This window comes from Algoriphagus sp., assembly GCF_024642405.1.
In the GTDB taxonomy this organism is placed as follows: domain Bacteria; phylum Bacteroidota; class Bacteroidia; order Cytophagales; family Cyclobacteriaceae; genus Algoriphagus.
The window spans coordinates 1-2,813 of the sequence record NZ_JAHEBC010000447.1 but is presented as its reverse complement, the minus strand read 5'-3'; the positions used below and the strand labels follow the sequence as shown (position 1 = coordinate 2,813).

Sequence of the window (2,813 nt, the reverse complement as noted above, 5' to 3'; positions counted from 1 at the left end):
TGAATGGGAACATTCAATTTCATTTATCAAATCCTGCGTGGAGAATGGAATTTTAGTATCAATTGGTCATACCAATGCCTCTCCCGAGCAAATAATAGATGCAGTTCAAGCAGGAGCCAGACTTTCTACCCATTTGGGAAATGGCATGCATCCGGTTTTGGCAAGACATCCTAATTATTTATGGTCTCAACTATCGGAAGATGGGCTTTCTGCTACTATAATAGCAGATGGGTTTCATCTTCCGAAGGAAGTAATCCAGGTTTTTAAAAAGGTTAAAGGAGAAAACCTCATGCTCATAAGCGACTCCGTCTCGATTGCTGGAATGCCTCCAGGAGACTATAAAAGTCCTATTGGTGGAAATGTGACCTTAACTTCGGAAGGGAAATTACATTTGAGTTCCAACCCCAAAATTCTTGCTGGCTCAGCTATGAATCAGAGACAGGGAGTTGCTTTTCTTTTGAAAAATAATCTCGCCACGATTCAAGAAGCTTGGGAAATGGCATCATCTAGACCTCATTATCTTTTTGAAAAGAACTATGATCCTTTTCAAATTGGGCAAGATGCAGACTTATTGGTGGTGAAAAATGATACTGAAAACCCATTCCAAATACTTAAAACTATCAAAAAGGGGAAACAAGTTTATTCTTCTTAATAAACTCTCAAAAAACTCAATTCATGAAAAACGAACCTCATCGTCGCAAATTTATTAAAGCAGCAACCACTGGAGCATTGGGACTAGGAGCAATGACCTCTACTTTTGGATTTAATATTTTGTCTGAGTATCCCCTAAAAGACAAGTATCGCGTTGCAGTAATAGGAGTAAATAGTCGTGGATCTCAACACATTCAAGCTTTTGCCCAAATTCCTAATGTAGAAATAGCCTACATCTGCGATGTGGATTCCAAAGCTCGAGAAAAAGGAATCGAATTGGCTAAGACTTCTGGGGTCAAAACTCCTCCAATTGGATTGGAGGATTTCCGCAAAGCTTTGGAAGATAAAACTCTTGATGCGGTTTCTATCGCCATGCCTGATCATTGGCATACTCCTGCAGCAATGATGGCACTCCAAGCCGGAAAGCACGTCTATCTTGAGAAGCCGGGTTCCCACAATCCTGCTGAATCTGAAATCTTAATTGAGGCTACCAAGAAATATGGGAAAATAGTTCAAATGGGAAACCAGCGCAGGTCTTGGCCAAGAGTTCAGGAGGCGATCCATGAACTTCACTCCGGGGTTCTTGGCAATACCTATTTTGCGAGAACTTGGTATACCAACACCCGACCAACAATTGGAAAAGGGAAAATTACTACTCCTCCTGATTGGTTGAATTATGAACTTTGGCAAGGACCTGCACTCCGGGCAGATTTCAAGGATAATTTGATTCATTATAACTGGCATTGGCATTGGCGCTGGGGAACAGGAGAGATTGTCAATAATGGAGTTCACTTTTTGGATTTAGCAAGATGGGGTTTGCAGGAAGATTACCCAATCAAAGCCTATTCAAGCGGAGGTCGGTATCAATACCATGATGACTGGGAAACTCCGGATACTCAAATTGCCTCATTTGACTTTGCGGACGGGAAATCAATTTCTTGGGAAGGGAGAAGCTGCAATGGAAGAGATATCAATGCCATGGGTTCAGGCGTGTCTTTCCATGGAGAAAATGGAACCTTAGAACTGCTAAATAATTCCTATAAAATCTACGATAACAAAAACCAACTTATCAAATCTGCTGAGCCAACAACCAATACGGTGGTTGATCAAAAGGGAGCTGGCTTTGATATGGATATAGCGCATTTTACAAATTTTATTAATGCTATAGATAAGGGAGAAAGCCAAATTTCTCCTTATCCAGAGATTCAAAAAAGTGTGTTGCTTTGCCACTTGGGGAATATTTCCTACCGAACTGGGAGATCCTTAGAAATTGACCAAAGTTCAGGAAGGATTCTAAAAGATAAAGCAGCTATGAAACTGTGGGGTAGAGAATATGAAAAAGGATGGGAACCTAAATTGTAATCTATATGGCCTTAAGCTTAACTCCCAAATCTAATCGCCTTGTATCAATCGATGCATTAAGAGGTTTTGACATGTTGATGATCTGTGGAGCAGATGCATTCTTTGCTAGTCTGGAAGGAAAAACATCTTGGACTTGGGTAGATAGTTTGGCACTACAATTTGAGCATCCAGAATGGATCGGTTTTACCTTCTATGACTTTATTTTTCCACTATTTCTTTTCATCTCAGGAGTCTCCATTCCCTTTTCGATTGGAAAAGCAGAGAAAATCAAAATTCCTAAAAAAGAGATTTATCGAAAAGCCTTTATTCGGATGCTAATGCTTATTGGATTTGGTTTATTGGTGAAAAATGCTCCTTTTCCTTTTTTTGACTGGGAGCAAATCCGCTTGGGTTCAGTGCTAGGAAGAATCGGAATTGCCGGATTTATCACGATAGTTCTTTTCCTAAATTTTGACTCGAAAAAGCGTTTAATGATCGTGGGAGCTATTTTACTCTTTTATTATGCTGCTATATTCCTAATACCTATTCCCGGTTTCGGAGCTGGAAACCTCAGTTTTGAAGGGAATTTAGTAGGCTGGTTTGATAGAACTTTCCTTCCTGGTAGGTTACTTCAGGGCCAATATGATGAGCTGGGAATTCTGACAACTTTTCCAGCGATTTGCCTCACTATAATTGGAGCTTATGCAGGAGAAATTTTGAAAAGCGCCAACCTATCAGAAAATCAAAAACTCAAGCAACTTCTTGTCAGTGGCTTCATTTGTATTGTTATAGCTCTAATATGGGGACTTCACTTTCCGATT

Annotated in this window: 2 protein-coding genes and 1 pseudogene; all 3 read left to right on the top strand. The window is 40.1% G+C overall.

Translation table 11 applies throughout. From position 1 onward, the window contains the following. Nucleotides 1-652 (top strand): annotated as a pseudogene (locus tag Q0L68_RS19145) (N-acetylglucosamine-6-phosphate deacetylase); the annotation flags it as partial. A 23-nt stretch (nucleotides 653-675) separates the two neighbouring features. Next, a complete protein-coding gene (locus tag Q0L68_RS19140) occupies nucleotides 676-2,013 on the top strand; it encodes a Gfo/Idh/MocA family oxidoreductase (protein WP_296705852.1) in 1,338 nt (445 codons plus the stop codon). Between the two features lie 5 nt (nucleotides 2,014-2,018). Continuing rightward, nucleotides 2,019-2,813, top strand: a 795-nt coding sequence (locus Q0L68_RS19135; protein WP_296705851.1) for a DUF5009 domain-containing protein, incomplete at its 3' end; no start/stop codon positions are given.